Source organism: Vibrio sp. 03_296 (assembly GCF_002265885.1).
Genome location: NZ_NPKW01000098.1, coordinates 82,206 through 101,136, shown reverse-complemented (window position 1 = coordinate 101,136; position 18,931 = coordinate 82,206). Strand labels below are relative to the sequence as shown.

Annotated in this window: 12 protein-coding genes; 5 read left to right on the top strand and 7 right to left on the bottom strand. The window is 49.0% G+C overall.

Annotated features, from left to right (window positions below; translation table 11 throughout):
* Position 1 precedes the first annotated feature (1 nt).
* On the bottom strand, positions 2-3,055 hold the full coding sequence (locus CIK04_RS12115; RefSeq protein ID WP_097352236.1) for a condensation domain-containing protein: 3,054 nt from the start codon (positions 3,053-3,055) through the stop codon (positions 2-4).
* Between the two features lie 69 nt (positions 3,056-3,124).
* Positions 3,125-7,582 (bottom strand): amino acid adenylation domain-containing protein, encoded by a 4,458-nt coding sequence (locus tag CIK04_RS12110; RefSeq protein WP_097352237.1) that lies wholly within the window; start codon positions 7,580-7,582, stop codon positions 3,125-3,127.
* Between the two features lie 324 nt (positions 7,583-7,906).
* Here CIK04_RS12110 and CIK04_RS12105 point away from each other — a divergent pair, with 324 nt between their 5' ends.
* On the top strand, positions 7,907-8,977 hold the full coding sequence (locus CIK04_RS12105; protein ID WP_097352238.1) for a 3-deoxy-7-phosphoheptulonate synthase: 1,071 nt from the start codon (positions 7,907-7,909) through the stop codon (positions 8,975-8,977).
* Positions 8,978-9,262: 285 nt separating this feature from the next.
* Here CIK04_RS12105 and CIK04_RS12100 read toward each other — a convergent pair whose 3' ends face one another.
* Positions 9,263-10,051, bottom strand: a complete 789-nt coding sequence (locus tag CIK04_RS12100) for a 2,3-dihydro-2,3-dihydroxybenzoate dehydrogenase (protein WP_097352239.1) — start codon at positions 10,049-10,051, stop codon at positions 9,263-9,265.
* 372 nt (positions 10,052-10,423) lie between these two features.
* On the opposite strand from CIK04_RS12100, the gene CIK04_RS12095 reads away from it, so the two are divergent.
* Both CIK04_RS12095 and CIK04_RS12090 read left to right on the top strand, forming a co-directional pair.
* Entirely contained in the window at positions 10,424-11,605 is a 1,182-nt protein-coding gene (locus tag CIK04_RS12095; RefSeq protein ID WP_038968143.1) for an isochorismate synthase, read from the top strand.
* Between the two features lie 9 nt (positions 11,606-11,614).
* Positions 11,615-13,255 (top strand): (2,3-dihydroxybenzoyl)adenylate synthase, encoded by a 1,641-nt coding sequence (locus tag CIK04_RS12090; protein ID WP_097352240.1) that lies wholly within the window; start codon positions 11,615-11,617, stop codon positions 13,253-13,255.
* Between the two features lie 114 nt (positions 13,256-13,369).
* Here CIK04_RS12090 and CIK04_RS12085 read toward each other — a convergent pair whose 3' ends face one another.
* The 4 genes from CIK04_RS12085 to CIK04_RS12070 form a co-directional block, all read right to left on the bottom strand.
* Entirely contained in the window at positions 13,370-14,185 is an 816-nt protein-coding gene (locus CIK04_RS12085) for a siderophore-interacting protein (RefSeq protein ID WP_038963771.1), read from the bottom strand.
* A 62-nt stretch (positions 14,186-14,247) separates the two neighbouring features.
* On the bottom strand, positions 14,248-15,135 hold the full coding sequence (locus tag CIK04_RS12080; RefSeq protein WP_097352241.1) for an isochorismatase family protein: 888 nt from the start codon (positions 15,133-15,135) through the stop codon (positions 14,248-14,250).
* Between the two features lie 100 nt (positions 15,136-15,235).
* Positions 15,236-15,565, bottom strand: a complete 330-nt coding sequence (locus CIK04_RS12075) for an isochorismate lyase (protein WP_011081756.1) — start codon at positions 15,563-15,565, stop codon at positions 15,236-15,238.
* 227 nt (positions 15,566-15,792) lie between these two features.
* On the bottom strand, positions 15,793-17,421 hold the full coding sequence (locus CIK04_RS12070; RefSeq protein WP_097352242.1) for a (2,3-dihydroxybenzoyl)adenylate synthase: 1,629 nt from the start codon (positions 17,419-17,421) through the stop codon (positions 15,793-15,795).
* Positions 17,422-17,646: 225 nt separating this feature from the next.
* Between CIK04_RS12070 and CIK04_RS12065 the strand changes: the two genes are divergently transcribed.
* Both CIK04_RS12065 and CIK04_RS12060 read left to right on the top strand, forming a co-directional pair.
* Positions 17,647-17,889, top strand: coding sequence for a phosphopantetheine-binding protein (locus tag CIK04_RS12065; RefSeq protein ID WP_017791171.1), 243 nt, complete (start codon positions 17,647-17,649; stop codon positions 17,887-17,889).
* 55 nt (positions 17,890-17,944) lie between these two features.
* Positions 17,945-18,853 carry a siderophore ABC transporter substrate-binding protein gene (locus CIK04_RS12060; RefSeq protein WP_097352243.1) on the top strand — a complete coding sequence of 303 codons (909 nt, stop codon included), beginning with the start codon at positions 17,945-17,947 and terminating at the stop codon, positions 18,851-18,853.
* The last annotated feature ends 78 nt before the right edge of the window (positions 18,854-18,931 follow it).

Here is an 18,931-nt window from a genome sequence, read left to right as displayed (position 1 = left end):
TTTACGCGCCTTTGTGTGCCAGACAGGCTGTTGCCTCTAACGCTGCCACTTGTTCTTGTAGCTGATCCAAATCCTGATCCTGCGCGACACAATCAGCGAACACCTCAAACAAGCGACGATTGACGTTCGAAAGCAGCGTCACTTGAGCTGGACTGTAATTTTTGTTCATGTAACTCATCATCACGCGCAGAGTTTGCTCGCCATCAATGCTCTCTTCCATGACTTCAAACTGCAGCCCCAAACCCGATTCACTTTTGTCTGGATCAACTTGTTGGAAGCGGACACGCTCGTTTTCAGGCAGTTCAAACGCACCATGAAATTTGTTCTTGGCGTGCAATTGAATGAAGACTTCAAACATATGTCCTTCGGTGCCGTGGTCAACCCCTTTTAAGCCCTCTTCAATCAGATCAATAGGAATATCCGTGTAAGACATAGATTCATTGATGCTGTTTTTTACCTGCTCAATCAACTGCCAGATGGATTTGACCCCAGCGAAATCGACCAATTGCACGCCTAGCGTAGTGAAATACCCGACCGTATCAAAATAGTCTGCATCCAAACGGCCAGCGGCAGGTGTGCCGACGATCAGCTTTTCAGGCGCACCCAGTAAGCGTAATGAAGCGGCAATAGCGGCATACACGACGTTGAACAACGACGCACTGCGCGCTTTAGCCAAAACATACAGCTGGCGACTGACGCGCTGAGGAATTTTTATTTCTACCCAACCGCCTTCACCACATTCGACTTGTTGTTCAACACTTAACGGATGATGAGCGGGAAAGATCGGCTCCGCCCAAGGCAGCCCTTCAAATTTGTTCAGCCAGTAGGATAAATGCGCTTGGTTAACATCGGAAGCACGTTGTTTTCTGGCGAACTCATGGAACGGTCGTGGCTGCATTGGCCACTGCGGTTCGCGACCTTGAACATAACACCGATAAGCCAGCGCCAATTCATCCATCATGGTGTTCAACGACCACTCATCCAGTACGATGTGGTGGAACAGCAGAGACAAGTACTGGGCTCCGTCAGCATCGTCCGTCACAAACCTCAGCCGCAGGGGTAATTCGTTGTCCAGATCAAACGCGTACTCAGCTTCTTGCGCCAAAAGGTCGTTAACCGGCAATCCTTCACTTTGCTGCGAAGTCCAAAACCATTGATACTCTGCCAGTTTTTCTACCGGAATCACTTGCTGATATGGCTGGTTGTCTTCGGTGGAAAATCGCGTACGCAGCCCAGTGTGGCGCAGCAAAATTGCATGGAAAGCCCGGCCAAATGCCGCTTCATCAACACGATCCAAAAACTTCAGCGCAAACGGCAAATTGAAGATATTGTTGAGACCAACGCTGGCGTATTTGCTCATCGCTTTCCACAAAGAATTTTGTGCCAATGACAACGGCGCTTTGTCCAATGCGATGGGGTTGCGCTGCGATGGTACTGCTGCCTTGGCGTCGAAGTGAGACGGCTGATGCACTATCGCCTGATACACTCTCGCCTGTTGCGCCAACTGTTTCGCACTCGGGAAGCTGAACATGTCGTTGATGTGGATTTCTATGCCATGATCCGATAGCAGTCGACCAATCACTCTGGTCGCGATGAGGGAGTGGCCACCAAAATCAAAAAAGTCATCGTCAGCCGCCATCGTTTGGTTCGCAAGCGCCGTACGAAACTCTGCCAAGATCGCCGCTTCCACCGCAGCTTGCGTTTGCTCATGAGTTTGCATCGTGGTGTTACTGATGTTTGCTGGCTCGCGGTTGTCAGACTCATGCAAATGCAAAGAGCTGGCGGCTTTACCTCCAATCAGGGCGACAAACTGCTCAAGCATAAAGGCGCCAATGTGTGGCGATGCACCAGCAGCCAGTGTTAGCTCTAGTACCAATGCTCCCTGACAATTCAGACCCACACCTAATGTTACCGCAAACTTGGGATGTGCCGCGGCAAACAAAAGCTTTTCGGCGTTGACCTGATCCAATTGCAGATGCACCGAAGGGTCCACCAGCCAAGTAACGAGGGCTGCCCCTTGTTGACCATGATAGGAGGCTGAATAATGTTCGCGGCTTAGGTTGAGCTGCGCCAGTATTTCCGCACTGCTGCGCTCCATCGGGGTGGATACATGAGGCACCTTAACCGCGATTAACCCCGTTTCAATCATCGCGCCATTAAGCTCAAACGCTCGACGTTCCACATCATAAGGCAGATATAAGTCGAACTGTTGAGCGTGGGCGTTGACCGCTAAAAAGCGGGCAAACAGTGCGGCAATGACAGAAAGCACCTCTTTTTTATTTGGTTGAGACAACCCATAGTCTTCCAGCACACTGCCTTGTAGAGAAACACGATACTTACGGGCAAGCAACGAGCGCTCGGGTGAATGCGTTGGCGTCGCTGGCCAACTTTGCTCGATCACAATGTCAGGCTGCGCACTTTGCAACCATGCAAAGCAAGTATTGCCGATATCCCTTTGAGGGGTGAGAGGCGTATAGCCGACATGAGCACTTCGGCCCGGTGAAGCCCCTTCCCAATCGCGCTTCAACGACGGCTGGTTGTAGCGCGCACTCAAACGCTGGAACACACTTTGCCAATCCATTCGCTCACTGAGGATCTGGTGCGTCACGACGCCAAGCACGACACCGTCAATGTCACCGCTGTACAAGACAAAACGAATCGGCGCATCGTCATCTAGGGCTATGGGTTGGTTTTGCAACGCCATTAAATGCTGCATCGCCTGTTCGAGTGAAACAACATTCTCGATATCAACACGGAGTAAACTCGCTTCAATCCCTTGTTTAGTCAGGCCTAACGCGTCGTTAAACAGGTAGCGCTGATTGAATAGGGGAAAATCTTGCGACAACTGAGAAAGCGCAGCCACCAATTTACCCATGTTCACTTCACCAGTCAGATGGTAAGCGGAAGCATACTGGCTACGTCCATCACCATGTTGTTGGTGATACAGCCAAACTCGTTGCTCAAACTCGCTCACGCTAAGCGATGGCTCGATAGTTTGTAGTGGGATACCGTCTCGATGGGCTTCCAGCTTGGAAACATCCAGGTTAAGCGTCATATTCCTTTCTCCAAAAGGCGCCATTGCGCCATTTCACGGCGATAAAATCGGTTAATAAATTAAGGCTGGCTATGCGAGTAAAGCCGCGACCTGTTGCGCAGATTGACAGCGAAGCAACTGCGAGGCGCTCAACTGGCTAGCAAAGCGTTGATTCAAAAGTGAAGCAATGCTGACAAGGTGAAACGGAAGTAATCCCCTCGACAAAAATGCCAACTCTTGCGCATCATCGAAAGGCTCATCTGTCGCGATCACTTGTCGATAAATCTGTTCAATCTGTGCAAGTAGAGTTGGCTTCAGCACCTCCCCTTGCTCACGCTCGATATGCATGGAGGATTTGCTTGGCAGTAAAGAGGCCGCCACTTGCGCTTGGCACTGCTTTCTATCGACTTTGCCATTGGCGGAAAGAGGCAGAACGGTCATCGGCATAAAGTGGGTTGGGATGTGCGATTGAGGTAAACATTGCTGAGCAAACTGGCGCAGTTGCTGAGCAGTCAGCGGCTTATCTGAATTCAGAGTAAAGAGCGCCGCCAAAGCACTATCCCCATTGCCATCGAGATAATCGACGACAACCGCATTGGCGATCAAAGGATGCTTCAACAGCTCTTTTTCAATATCCGGCAAAGAGACTCTCACCCCGCGAACTTTGACATAACCATTCACTCGGCTAGCGAAAATGATGTTGCCATCTTGTCGGTAGTAACCTTGGTCACCGGTTCGAAACGCGCGTACAGGCTCGCCACGATCATCATAGATGGTGACAAAATCCGTCTGCTTCAGTTCGCCGTTTTCTAAATAGCCTTGCGCTAAGTTCACCCCGACGGTGTAAATGCGCCCAACCACCCCTTGAGGCACATGCTGCTGCCTCTCATCCAAAATGAAATAGCGATTCCCCGGCAATGGCCGTCCATAAGGAATGGTCGACACATCCACATCCGTCAGTTCATGCCAAATACTCCAAATGGTGGTTTCTGTCGGTCCGCCAAGCGAAATCAAACGGGTCGAACTCTCCAGTGCGCGTAGTTGAGCAATAGTCGCTGGTTTAATGTAGTCGCCACCTTGGGCAACCAAACGCAACGATTGCAGTTGCGAGCCTTGCGAGCAAGAAAGCAGCATTTCCAAAATCGCCGGCACTGACACCCAAATCGTCACCTTATGCTGCTCGATCAATTGGTTCCATTTCAACGCATCTTTTTCACCATCGGCGCCAGGAAGCACCAGCGTCGCCCCGGTGCTAAAAGCCGCAAACACGTCAAACACCGACATATCGTGGTGATACGGTGTCACGGACATGATCACATCCTGAGACGAAATCGACCACTCACGGCAGGTTTGACCAATGACATTGGACGTCGCTTGATTATTGACCACCACGCATTTCGGCTTGCCAGTGGTGCCTGAGGTATACAGATAGTAGGCCGTTTGGGTGCTTTGACTTAAACGCGACAACTGTTCATAACTCGGCAACGGAGCCTCACTTGCGATGGGGCAGAGGAGCTCTGAGAAGGTGACGGATTCCACAACGTCACCGTGTTGCGTGACCACCAGTTCCGCGTTGCAATTGCTGAGCAAATAAGCCAATCGGTCATGAGGTGAGGAGGCATCAATGGGTACCCATACCATGCCCGACAGTGAGCATGCCAACGTCATCACCAAGTGCTCCACACTTCGTGGAAGACAGATAGCCACCACGCTGCCTTGTTGCAACCCTCTGGCATTAAGGTGGCGCATTACACAAGTGACTTTCGAGCCCAGTTCTGCATACGAAACCGCGGTTTCACCACAAATGATCGCCGTTTTTTCGTTGGTTTCATCAAACAGTTGACGCGCAATGTGCGACAAGAAATCCGAAGGGTAACAGTGCGTTTCATCGCTATTGAGGCGATAGTGGGAAAGATCAAGAAAAGACGAGGTTGGCAAGAGTCCTTGCTGGGATTCAGACAGTTGTCGCAACAGCGTTTTGAGCGCATTGAGAATATCGCACACAACGTTCGTCTCCAGCGCATCCACCGCGTAATCGAAGCTGATAATGAGATTTTTCTGCTCATCGTAAGTCAGTCGGATGTCCAATGCCATTTGCGGTGTCTGAGTCACCCCAGAAAAGAGCGCCACATCGTCGGTTTCTTTGAGCGTCTGCCATGACAAGCCATTAGTGATCACCACAGGCAAAGCTAATGCAGGTGAAGAGCCATTTATCAATAAGCGGTTTACGTCCACCCCCGAAAAATCGAGGTGTTCCAGCGCTTCCAGCATATTCGATTGCAATTCAAGAGCTTGACTCAGCACAGAGGCGTCCGATTTTTCATGCTCTAAAATCACAAAAGTGGATTCATTGCCCGCCAACTCATCTTGCTGCGGTATCACCACCGGAAAACCAATTCGCATACCATTTTCGGTTGTCCAACAAGCCAACACTTGCACAATAGCGGCGGTCAACAATGAGTTGACGAACAGACCATTTTCCACCCCCATCTGGGTCAGTTGTTGCAGCTCAGAACGGCGAATTTGCAAGCTTTCTCGCGCATAACGAGAAGTGCGGATGGTCTCCAGCGGTTGCTTCCAAGGCAATGCTGGAGGCAAGCAGTCACGATGCAATTTTTCTTGCCAATAGCGTTCGTCTTGCGCTCGTTTCGCAGTATCTATGACGGCCCCTTGACGCTTTGGTGAGCGAGGGGCCATCAAACCTTGAATGCCATCTTCTTGCTGACCAAACAGCGCAGCGAGAATGATCGAATGACTACGCCCATCAACAATCAAGGCATCAAAGCTGGTGAAAATAATGGTGTTTATTCGACTGGCGTACTCTGGGGGTAATTGAACGACACACACTTCCCAAGGCGAACCGCTTAAATCGTGCATTTTATGTCGATAGTGCTCGCGAAGTGGCTCCACCGCTAAAAGTGCTTTTTCACGAGAAAGGAGCTGAAAATCAAACGTTTTTAAATTGAGTTCAATAATGGGAGAAACAAACTGCAGCAATTTATCTTGATCGATGTGCGTCCTCAATGCCGGGATCTGTTCAACCAAGCGGGTGAGATTTTCTCGCACCGTCTCAGTTGCCAAGTTGCCGCGATATTCGCGAAACTCATGCATCGCAACGCCACCTAAGGCAATTTGAGTTGAACGCCCCAACAAATACGATTTCTGCAAGTTACTCAATGGCGTCGCCGCTATATCTTCCGACTCGGATAGCCCCAATGCCGCGTCTAGCTGTTCGAGCGTCTGATGCATGATTTGTGGGAACGTCGCAAGGCGACGAATCAACGCAACGTAATGAGCAAACATGGGCTCAATCACCTCTTGCTCCAAGAGATCCGCGCGAACATCCCAGTTAGCCAAAATGCCGCCATAAGCAGGGGCAATCTGCGCATCTAGCGTTACCTGTGCCCCTTGCGAAATCACCCAATTCATGTGGCCTAAACTGTCCGTCACTCGCTGAGAAAAGAGCTCGCCACCGTCGATATCCATACCGGAGGTAAACACCACGGGCGAGCGTTGCACCTGACCCGCCAAGCGTGACAAATCACGCATGACCTGCACACCTGAGTATGTTTCATGGCTCAGCAACAGGTTCAGTTGGCTCGCTACTTGGCGGCAATGCGACAGCAGCGTCTGTGTTTTGTCGACGTGAGCACTAAAGATCAGTAGGTTGGAAAAATCGCCTACGCACTGCTCTATCTGAGGGTCATAAATACCACGGTGAAAAGTCGGTACGTTTAATCGGAAACGATGCTCACGCGCACCAGTGGCAATCACTTGCGAAAACAGGGCAAGAAATAGCTGTGTTAACGTGAGATGGTGCTCTTTCGCCAATGCCTCCAACGCAACGCGCTCTTGATGGGTAAACTGATGCGCCAAGCGCTGAGTTTGTGGACGAGCTTCGTTACCATGGCAGGACAAATACGGCAATGGAGGTTCAGGGGGCAATGATAATAAACGTGTTTGCCACCACTGTTTATCGCTGGCCTTGCGCTGTGCTAAATAGCGATCCGTTTGCTGATGGTCAAGGTAATGAAAATAGGTTAGCTGAGGCTCTTCGCTCACGGCTAAATCGGATTCTTGTGCAGACAGATAAAGTCGCGCTAAGTCTTCGACCACAATTCGGAAACTCTGCGCATCGCACGCAATCATATCCGCATCAATGTGCAATCGATGCTCATTATTGGCGAGCAAGGTCACACTGATCTCGATGGGGCTGCTTTGATTCAAATCCAAGATTTGGTGGCTCATTCGCTCTCGCTTGTTATGCAAGAATTGCTCGGCCTCTTGCTTGGAATAGCGCGTAATGTCTTCCACCGTCAGTTGGTGACAAGCAGAAAGAGGGAGAATGTGTTGTTGCCCCTCTGCAGTGATCGTTAAACGCAACATGGGATGTTTCGCATACAGTGCCCGCACCGCCATTGATAACGCTTCGCGATTTAAATCTTGTCCATCGAACTCGGCATAGAGATGGGCAGCCAAGCCTTCCATCGCATTGCCTTTTTGCCTTCCTAACCAATAAGCGGCCTGCATTGCCGTCATTTCTTTCATGTTAAAATCCAAACATAGTCCATTCACTTCGCCTGTCGGTCTGTCGGCGCACAATTTGATAGCATTTTGCCACCCAAATTTACATTAATAATAATCATTATCATTTGCATGTAAAGCATTTAAAATGTCAAACAACGGTGCTTGTAGTGAAAGAATGTCAGTTCATCTTGTTGATTTTACTGGTTAGCATAGGGTGACTTGAGCAAGATTTCGGCTTGACATATCGATTCCTCTTTCTTAATAATCCCACCATTAACGATAATGATTATCATTAACATGATTTATTTCTAAAACTCAGTTACCGATTATGGCTCAGGGGGAAACATGCCTACGCTCAGCAAATTGATTCACTCCACTCCTTGTGGAACACTCCCTTCTGTGGAAGAGATCATTCAACATGCCTCACTGGACGAAGAGAGCGAAGCGTTTATTCGACAACGCCGCCAAGAGATCACTCGAATTCTGAATGGCCAAGACCCTCGATTACTGGTGATCATCGGCCCATGCTCAATTCACGATCCACAAGCAGGCCTTGAATATGCTCAGAAACTAGCCAACATTCAGCGTCAGCATGAAAAGCAACTTCTGATTGTGATGCGTACTTACTTTGAAAAACCACGCACACGCGCCGGATGGAAAGGGCTGATCGTCGATCCCGATCTCGATAACAGCCACGACATGAATAAAGGGTTGCTGCTCGCTCGACAATTCTTACAGCAAGTCATCAAGCTCGGCCTCGCGACGGCAACCGAGTATTTAGACACCACGACTTACCCCTATATTTCTGACCTAATTTGCTGGGGTGCCATTGGTGCACGGACAACTGAATCTCAAATTCACCGCCAAATGGCCTCGGCGCTTCCCTGCCCTATTGGTTTCAAAAACGGGACCGACGGCAATGTTGATATCGCTATCGACGCGATACACGCGGCAAACTCACCCCATCTCATCTGTGTGCCAGGGTTTGGGGCACGTACTCTCACGGCCATCAGCCATGGTAACCCCAATGGCCATATCATTTTGCGAGGTGGCAAAACGCCTAACTACACCACGGAGCATGTTTGCCAAGTGAGCCAACAACTGGAAGCCAACGATCTTAACCCGCGCCTGATCATCGATTGTAGCCATGGCAATAGCCTGAAAGTAGCAAAGAACCAACTCGATGTGGCGAGAAACATCGCCTGTCAGTTGATCGAAGGGGAAAAGTGCATTGCTGGCGTGATGGCGGAAAGCTTCTTGGTTGCAGGCGCACAAAAGATCTCCGATCGTCCGTTGGTCAAAGGCATGTCGATTACTGATGAATGTTTGGGTTGGGAAGAGACGGAAAGTATTCTCAATATTTTTGCGGAAGCGGTGAATGTCGTGATGATGGAGCGCTTTTCCACCGTTGCCTAAATCACCAATGGGCAGCGGGTTCGTTGAGATGGTTTAGGTCAAAATGAGAGAGATAGAGATGTAGGAAGGTGGGGACTAGGGACTAGGGACTAGGGACTAGGGACTAGGGACTAGGGACTAGAAAACTAGAAAACTAGAAAACTAGCAACCCAGCAACCCAGCAACCCAGCAACCCAGCAACCCAGCAACCTAGCAACCTAGCAACCTAGCAAGCGTATCAAAGGAATGGTTACCATCCACCATTCCTTTTCTTTTACTTCAGCAAGTTATTAATTATCCCAGCAATTAATTATCCAATGTCGCACCGCCATCGACTCTGAGATCGTGCAAGGTAATGTGCCCCGCGTGATCAGAAAGTAAAAACAATACCGACCGAGCGATGTCTTGTGGCTCAGCCATTTTTCTTAACGGGATTCCCAAACGAAACTGCTCTAAATTCCCTGCAATGACTTGAGGTTCACCGTATTCTTCCGACCACAATTGCATCTGCATGTCTGTGCGCGTTGAACCGGGGCTAACGATATTGCAGCGCACCCCATATTCCGCCAACTCAATTCCCATCGATTTAACCAACATGTGCAACGCCGCCTTAGATGCCCCATAAGCCCCCATATTTGGACGAGGTGTATTGGCCGCATTAGAACCAACAATCACCATACTGCCTGCGCGTCGTGCTTTCATTCCTTCTGCCAAGACCTGCATCACCGCCAAGGTACCAAACGTGTTCACATTGAAAGTGTGCTCAATTTGAGCCAGAGGCATGCTCGCAATGGCGCCAAGATGCAACACGCCCGCACAACACACCAGGTGATCAAACGGGCCATGTTGTTCAACCATTTGCGCCACACGACGAGCCACAGACTCCGGCTGAGAAAGATCCAAGTGATAGCAAAATAACTGCTCGCGATAGCGGTTCATCAATGCGTCACTGTCTGCCTTGAGTCGCACTTCATCGATGTCCGTGGCGACCACTCGAGCACCCGCTTCAAGTAGATGCTGCATCACACTGAAACCAATGCCTTTCGCCGCACCACTCAGAAAAACCGTTTGTTTTTCAAGAAATTGGTTAAACATAAAAAACGTTATCTCTTTAATCTGTGTTCACTTATCCCGTCATGGATATCTGCACCCATGCTATAAATTCGTGATTTAATGCACAAAAATAAACTTAGATATTAATGATAATTATTATCGTTAGCATTTAAATCGTGATAACTGTAATCTTACTCCACTGAATAAGCAACCTATACCCAACCGATGACATTGCAGGCCAGACACACATGCCGACTCAAAAACATAACGAGTCTATGGCATTGAGATCAGTCCGTCGCCACCACCGCAAGGTCGATTCAGTTGGGAAAAGAGTGCACTCCTTTATCCGCACCTTGCGCCGCTAAAAGAGTACTCTTTCGTATACCACGATCTAAATATCTAGAGGGATCTGTTATGAAACGTGAAGTGATTGGCTATACCAAAATGGCAAACGAACTGTTGGATAACGAACTACCATCGTCGCCATTTTTCTTCGCTTCTCCAAATAACACTATGATGGGCATTGGTGTTCAAGAAGAGCGTCTTCAAACCTTGCCATTTTCTGAACTGGCTGATGTGGCAAATAACATGCTCAAAAATGCCAAAACTAGCGAATCAGACAATCCAGTTTTGTTTGGTGTTGTGCCATTTAATCAGGAAAACATGACTCGATTTGTTATTCCACAGACGTTGTACATCTCCAGTAGCACCCGCGCTTCGCAAACGTCCACCTCCTCAGCACCACAAGCTCGTCTTATTTCTTCGCCAAGTGGCCACCACTATAAGCAGGGGGTGCATGATCTCTTGGGGATGTTTGCCAATCAGGAACTCTCGAAAGTCGTACTGTCTCGTGCGATAGAAGTGGCGACAGAAACCGACATTCAACAGCAAGCCTTACTGAGAAACTTGCTCTCCATTAACGCCAAAGGCTACACCTTTGCTGCGCAAATTGGCGACAACCAAAAATTGATGGGAGCCAGCCCAGAGCTACTTGTGGCCAAAAAAGGCAGCCACCTGATTTCCAATCCGCTGGCCGGTTCAAGACCACGTTCAGAGTCTGAGCAACAAAATCAGGCGTCCATTCAATCGCTGCTCAATACGGGCAAGGATCTCCATGAACACGGCTTGGTGGTGGAAGAAGTTGAGCGCGTCATGAGCAAGTATTGCTGCAATTTGTACACCCCGATGGTTCCGTCTGTCATCGAGACCCAGACGATGCTGCATCTTTCTACACAACTCGAAGGACAAGTATTGGATCCTGCCATCAATGTGTTGCAAGTGGCTGCGGAGCTACATCCAACCCCAGCGGTCTGTGGCTACCCTCGCGAGAAAGCCTATGAAGCGATCAAAAGATTGGAACAGTTTGATCGCGGTTATTTTACCGGCATGGTCGGATGGTGTGATTCGCGTGGAAATGGGGAGTGGGTTGTGACGATTCGCTGCGCAGAAGTGCAGCCGCGTAGGATGAAGGTGTTTGCTGGAGCGGGCATCGTCAACGAGTCACAACCTCAAAGTGAACTTGATGAAACAGGGGCCAAAATGAACACCATCTTAAAAGCCGCAGGGATTCAACTGAACGAAATGTTAACGGCGTAAGGTATCGGCATGAACTCTGTACAATCTGATTTCACACCATGGCCAGAGCAGATGGCGAACGATTATCGCCGCCTTGGCTTATGGCAAGATAAAACGCTCTATCAGTATCTCAAGCAATCCATTATTCGCTACCCGACCAATATCGCCATTGTATGCGGTCAACAAAGCATCACATACGCTGAGCTTGAGCGAAAAATCCATGCGGCCGCCAACGGGTTTCGTTCGCTGGGCCTCTCTGAAGGCGATAACGTGATTCTGCAGATGACCAATATCGCCGAGTTCTATATCAGTTACTTTGCGCTGATTCATCAAGGCATTCGCCCAATATTGGCGTTACCTGCCCATCGTCACGCTGAGATTAGCTACTTCTGCCAACATGCCCAAGCCAAAGCGTATCTGATCGATGGCCAAACTCGTGGTTTTGACTACCAAACGCTGGCCGAAAAACTCCTCAAAGAGAACCCATGTTTGCGCCATGTTATCGTCAGAGCCAATCACTCCGAGCTGCTGCAATCTCATTTCATCTCATTTGACGACTTTCGCGATGAACGAGAACTGGCCCCTGTCAGTAACGCAAGTCAGGTTGCCTTTTTTCAACTTTCCGGCGGGACGACGGGCACTCCCAAATTGATCCCACGTACGCACAATGATTATGCTTACAGTGTGGTCGGCAGTAACGCCATCTGTGGTTTTAATGAGTACACACGCTATCTTTGCGCGCTACCCGCTGCGCATAATTTTCCGCTCAGTTCCCCAGGTTCGCTTGGGGTATTTTTCGCTGGCGGCACCGTTATCCTAACGCAAGACCCAACGCCTAAAGCGGCATTTCCTCTGATTGAACGTCACAAAGTAACCGTATCGGCTCTGGTTCCCCCGTTAGCTTTGCTGTGGATGGATGCGGCGCCACACACACGCTATAACTTATCGAGCTTACAGTTAATCCAAGTTGGTGGTGCTAAGTTGAGCCAAAGTGCGGCAAAAGCTTTGCCAAAAGCACTCAATTGCCAGCTTCAACAAGTGTTCGGCATGGCTGAAGGGCTAGTGAATTATACTCGCCTAGACGATCCGCTCGAGGTGATCATCGAAACGCAAGGTCGCCCTATATCCGCCCATGACCAGGTGAAAGTGGTCAATGAAGCTGGCGAAGAGGTTGCGTGCGGAGAAGAAGGCTTTCTCCTTACCCAAGGGCCTTATACGATTCGCGGCTACTACCGAGCACCGGAGCACAATCAGCGTTCGTTCACTCACAATGGTTTTTATCGCACTGGCGATATTGTGAAGATAACAGAGCAAGGCAATATCATCGTCACAGGCCGAGACAAAGATCAGATCAATCGTGGCGGTGAAAAAATCGCGGCAGAAGAAGTGGAGAATCATTTGCTGGGCCACAGTGCGATTCATGATGTGGCGCTGATTGCCATTCCCGACCGCTTGTTGGGTGAACGAAGCTGCGCAGTGGTCGTTACTAACCATCATCTCAATACCACAGGAACGGAGCTAAAGCGCTACTTGCGCAGCAAAGGGTTGGCGGACTATAAGATCCCCGATGTGATCCAATTTGCCGATACCCTGCCCAAAACATCCGTAGGAAAGATCGACAAGAAACGCTTGCGCGAATCTTACGCCCAACTTGGTTTGAGTACTGAGTAGCGAAAAGTAAGTCGTGAACAGAACGGAATAAAAAGTGGAGTAAAAAGAAAGCCGATTTCAATGAAATCGGCTTTCTTCTGTTTGGCGGCGCTATCGATGAACAGCGGCAGTGGACTAATACGCAGCATCCATCACATCATGGCGTTCATCGTGATACGCTTCTTCCGTCTTACCTCTTTTCCAGTAAGGAATCGCGTAGAGCTTGTCACGCGCGATCTGATAGTCATTGCGCAAGATCTTACGGCAGCTAATCACACTCTGGTTTTCACCCGCGATAAAAGCAGACAGCGAGGTCGCTTTCTCCGGTGCGGGCAGTTGCTGAATCGCCTTAGCTAAGGCGGGCTCGGCATCATGAGGATTGCGCATCAACCAATTGATGGCCATCCCTTCAGGATGAACAAGATCGTGGATATCTTCAATTTCATCCACCTCAATAAACACATAGCCTTTGGCATCACTTGGCAGCTTTTCCAAGATGGCACTCATGGCAGGCACCGCCGAGAGATCACCCGCGATTATATGCCAATCCGCGGGCTCAATAAGCGGGTCAGGTCCTGCTGGCCCAATTAAACCAATCTGCGAGCCAATGCCTGCCTTTAGCGCCCAACCTCCGCCCGGAGTCTCTTCCCCATGCGTCACAAAATCGATATCCAGCTCATTCACAGCCGCACGATATTGTCTGACTGAGTAAGCTCTCGGAACGGGTTTGTGTTCAGGCCAAATGACGTTATCCCCTTCTCGCACAGGCAACTGGAGAATGCCACTTGCTTGGTTTGGGAAAAACACTTTGATGTGCGAACCATTTTGGTCTTCCGGGAAGCCAATTAAATCCTCTCCGGTTAACGTTACTCGAAGTAAGTTTTTTGAGATGGCTTCTTTGCGTACAAAATCCAGTAACATTGGATAGACGCGCTCTGGGCTGTCACTCATTCTTTCACCTAATCTTTTTGTTATTTTTGCCTAGCTGACGTTGTTGTCTTTGACCTTCACACTTAGGCGACGGCCATGGTTTGTTCTTCATTTCTCGCTTGTTCAATCACCAGCCACCACTCTCTAAGCGAAGCCGCTTCCATCAATTGACCAAACGAAATGTTCTCACCCTGTTGATGCCATTTTTCCACCAGCACCATCGCCCGCATCGAGTCCAAGCCAACGAACATTAAATCTTCATCAAGATCAACCTCGTCTGGCTGTATTCCTAAGCTCGTCGCAACGTCCTGCTGGATCTGTTCCAGCGTTAGCGGCTTATGCGAACTGATTTCATCTAATGCCTCATCGAGACGCTTTACGCTGCCACTACGACTGGCCACGTATTGCAAGGTTCGTAAATGATCTTCTCGAGTAAAATCCGCGATGGCATCACCAATCACAAACGGCTGAATGTCCAGCATGAAGGCGTCTAGCGTGGTCGAAAGAATGCCGATATGGCCATAAATCCCAGAAATGATGAGCTGGCTTTTCCCCTGTGTGCGCATAAACTCGAGCAACGGGGTTTTCTTAAATGCGCTGTAACGCCATTTGACGTATTCGATGTCACCCTCTTCCGGGCTGAGTGCTTCAACGATAGGCACATGATCACCATTCAGGCCCGGGCCCCAGAAATCTGTAAGCAGCGCTCGGTCTGTCGGATGCTGGTTGGCAGGCTGCGCCGTATAGATAACGGGAATGCCCGCTTTTTTCGCTGCTGCTTTTAAGCGTTGGATATGTTGAATGATGTCAACAACTGGCGAGGAATCTGGCTGATAATAGTTGACGAAATATTCTTGCATATCGTGGATCAAAAGTGCGGCCTGGTCGGGATCAATTGTCCAGCCCGTTCTGTTGTCTGGAAATTCAGCGGGAGTTGGCAACGGATAGCCAGCAATTTTGGGGATTCCCATGTTGATAATCCTTTCATTTTGTTTGTCATGACGGTGGCGATTCGATTGCGCCACTCACAGACGAAGCATGACGCTTAGCGTCGTTTTTACGAGTGATAAGCTAATCTTGACTCACCGGTGCAAGGCCTTTTTGGCTGCGCCAATGTTGGATCTGCTGACTGATGTACCATTGGATAATGTTGTCAAAAAGTGCTTCCACATACTCTTCTGATAACCCCTGTTCATTAGCCCAATGCCGGCGTTCTTCCAGCATGGACGCCACTCGCTCAGGGGCGGGTATGCTTTTCTCATCAGGTTTAAATTGTGCGGCAGCTTTCACGTATCCCATTCTCTGAGAGAGGATGTGGACAATCTCTTTATCAAGAGTGTCGATTCCCAGTCGAATATCATTGAGGCTTTCACACGCTTCTGGTTTCTTCAATGATGCCACGGTTATTTCCTTTCGATTGAATTCCTTGCTTTATGTGCGCCGCCTCGAAGCGGTTGGCACAGACAAACAGGTTATTTCAGTGGTTGTTCATTTCGAAACCACATAAAACATAAATGAGAATGTATATCATTAACAACATTTATACAACCACACACAACCATTTCTTTACCATACGGTCACCTACCCTCATCGTGTTTTTCTTTTTCGACCAATAGGTTGTAGAACCATTACGGCAGAATGGTGCTCAAAATGCGCTTCTTGTCGATTTTGCCTACGGCCGTTTTTGGCAACGATTTGACCACAAACAGTTCATCAGGAAGCTTGAATGCGGCGATCTCTTTGGTTTGGAGAAATTGCCGAATATCACGCAACATCATCTCGGCGCCTCGAACGACGGCGGCGACGGCGATTTTTTCGCCTAAATGAGCATCTGGCAGGGGAAATACCGCTACTTGGGCAATGTGAGGATGCGACAATAAGAGCTCTTCTAACTCATCAGCGGCAATGTTTTCGCCAGCACGAATGATCACATCCTTTATCCGTCCAGTGACCGTGAAGTAACCGTTGGCATCGACGACCACGCGATCGCCACTGCGATAATACCCACCATCCGTAAACGCCCGCAGATTATGCTCTGGCGCACGGTAATATCCGCTAAGGGTATATGGCCCTCGGGTCAGTAGTTCCCCCTCCTCTCCAACCGCAACTGGCTTGCCTTGTTCATCCACAACGAGGACTTCGTCCCATTCGCTGACAGGACGACCTTGCCTTGTTGCAATTATTCCTTTGTCGTCGCCCAAACGGGTACAGGCAATCAAGCCTTCCGCCATACCAAAAACTTGCTGCAACGCATTGGGGAAGGCGTTTTGCATTTCCAGCGCATCGCTATGAGCAAGCTTGGAACCACCGACTTGCATCAAACGTAAACTCGAACGATCCGTCGACTCCCATTGAGTTGCCTCCGTCCACAGTTGCGCCAACGCAGGCACTAACGCCGTTGCGGTAATACACTGTTTTTCAATAAGTTCAAAACAATGATCTGGACTTGGGTTGGTGGTTAAAACCACTTTGCCGCCAGCATTCAATACCCCTAAGATCCCTGGACAACCCAAGGTAAAATTGTGTGCCGCAGGCAATACCGCCAAATACACATCCTGCGCGCTGATTTCACTGGCTTTCGCACATTGCTCAACATTAAACAGATAATCATTGTGAGTTCGGGGGATAAGTTTAGGTAGCCCTGTTGTGCCTCCAGAAACGAGAAAAAGTGCCGGGTGTTCTGGGTCTACCATCGCTGGTGTAAAATCGTCAGCGTCACACTCTGGCAACGGCGAAAACTGACCAAAATGCCCACTGATATAACAGCAAATGGGCACTGATAGTTCCGCTTGCAACTGAGTGGCAATCGCCAACGCTTTACCATCCTTTTCATGATTGGAGCCGATATACACTTTTGCCTCAGAGAGTTGCATAAAGTGACGAATTTCGACCAAACCATGTGCGGGTAATGCCAGCACAGGCACCACACCAAGGCGCTGCAGAGCAAAAAACACGACGAGAAAATCGAGTGTATTGGCTAACTGCAAGACAACACTGTCGCCGCACGCAAGCCCTTCTTCTCGCAACCCAGCGGCGATCCTATCCGCGCGATTGGCTAACTCGAGATAGCTCAGTGAAGTGTGGTTGTCGGTCACCGCTATGCTATCAGGGTGACGCTCTACTCCCTGATGAAGAATTTGCCACAGCGGCGAATTGCGCCACAAATTGGCAGCCTGATATTGTTCACGTTGAACTCTAGGTTTACGCACAAAGCCATCGAGTATCTGCTTTGGTGTTTCGGTTGTCGCGACGACCATATCTATCCTTGCCTTTCTTTAAGGTCACTCCTATTTGGATTACTGGCCGTTGCATTCGGCATGAGTAACCCAAACCAATACGCAAATCAGTGATATTAATAGCACCAAATGCAAATGGTAATAATAATCATTTGAATAAATCAATCAAGTAATGATATGGTTAATTCCTACACTTAGCCGCAACGAAAATCGGCAATAAGTCGCGAAAAATGAAAGGAAATTATTTTGTCAGAACCTCTAAAAGAGTTTGATTTGCTTACCACTCTCAGCGAGTTACTGCGAGTGAGCGAAGCTGAAATTCAGTCCGACACCAACCTGATTGAACTGGGCCTCGACTCCATCAGTTTAATGCGCCTCACTGGGCGCCTTCGCCAAGTGGGTATCGAAGTCAACTTTGCTCAACTGATGAACTCACCAACGTTCAGCTCTTGGCAAACCATCATATTCAACGCAAAGGCACTTGCCTAAAGCACCACGGACATGGGCTATTCGTTTGCAATGGCCTTTTCAATAGGACAAAAAAATGAAACTAAAATTAAGCGTTATGTTGGTCAGCACCCTGCTTTCTGGTGGTGCAATGGCGAAAGATCTTGTGATCGAGCATTACATGGGGAGCACTAAAATTTCAGATGCACCAAAACGCGTTGTTGTTATTGGCCATGGGGCCTTAGACGCTCTGGATTATCTCGGTATCGAGCCCGTTGCCGTTGCAAAAGCACCGATAATGCCACAATACCTCGATAAGTTTCAGGATGCGAAATACGCCTCGGCGGGCAGCTTATTTGAGCCAGATTTTGAAACCATCTACAGTCAAAAGCCGGACTTGATCATCATTGGTCCTCGTGCGACGTCCAAATACAAAGAGCTGTCGGAAATTGCCCCGACCATCGTGTTCAGTGCCGATCTCAAGCAAGGCTACTGGCAGAGCACACAAAAACAATGGCGTAATATGGGCGAAATCTTCAACGCCCAACAAAAGATTGAGCAGAAGATTAGTCAGCTCAATGAAGAGTTTGCCGCCATCAAACAATACAACCAGAAAAACCAAGTAGATGCGCTCACCATCATGACATCCGGCGGCAATATCACGACGTTTGGCTCACAATCCCGCTTTGTGTCGGTTTACGAAGATTTTGGTTTTAAGGAAAGCTCCTCTAACGTTAAGACCAACAACCACGGTGATATCATCTCTTACGAGTACATTAATAAAGCCAACCCAAGTACGCTATTAGTGATTGACGGTGATAAGCTCTCAGGAAAAGGCAATCAGGTTGAAGAACAGTATCTTGACAACGATCTGGTCAAAGCCACCAACGCTTACAAGAACAAACGAATCACCTTGCTTGATCTAGACGCTTGGTATCTCTCAATCTCAGGTATTTCTGCAACGGAAAAGATGGTTTCCGACATCAAAGAGACCGTCGAATTGTAGCCATTCTCGCCAGTTGATATAGAGAAACTCATTGCTATAAAAAACGCCTCTGATCAACATCAGAGGCGTTTTACTTTG